The 323-nt window shown below is 40.2% G+C and carries 1 protein-coding gene; it reads left to right on the top strand.

The annotated features are described in order from the left end of the window. Positions 1-323: DUF7916 family protein (locus ETC27_RS17865; RefSeq protein ID WP_205742769.1), on the top strand; the 323-nt coding region annotated here is incomplete at both ends.

Below are 323 nucleotides of genomic sequence, written 5' to 3'. Positions count from 1 at the left end.
CAAACGATGGTCATTCCTGGATTAGGGGAGGTTAATGACCTCTCAGAGTTACGGAAGTTAACAGGAACCGCTGTTGGTGTCAATTTAATTATCAAAGATACCGGACCTGAATATAAGAGAGTGACAGAAGCATCGATAAAGGAAGTTCTTCGCAAAGGAATAAATTTCTTATCATTAACAGCATATGTTACGCCTGAAGCAAGCCCAGAGCGTATCGTAGAGGATATTAAGCTGGTACGTCGTTTCTATAATGGCTTTTTAATGCTGAATCCCGTTGTCTCACATGGCTCAGATTTGGTTTGGGAAAACTTAAAAGCCTATAT

Origin of the sequence: Onishia niordana, assembly GCF_004798965.1 — a bacterium.
Taxonomy (GTDB): Bacteria; Pseudomonadota; Gammaproteobacteria; order Pseudomonadales; family Halomonadaceae; genus Onishia; species Onishia niordana.
Note: the sequence above shows the minus strand (reverse complement) of the source record. Positions and strands in the feature narration are given on the sequence as shown.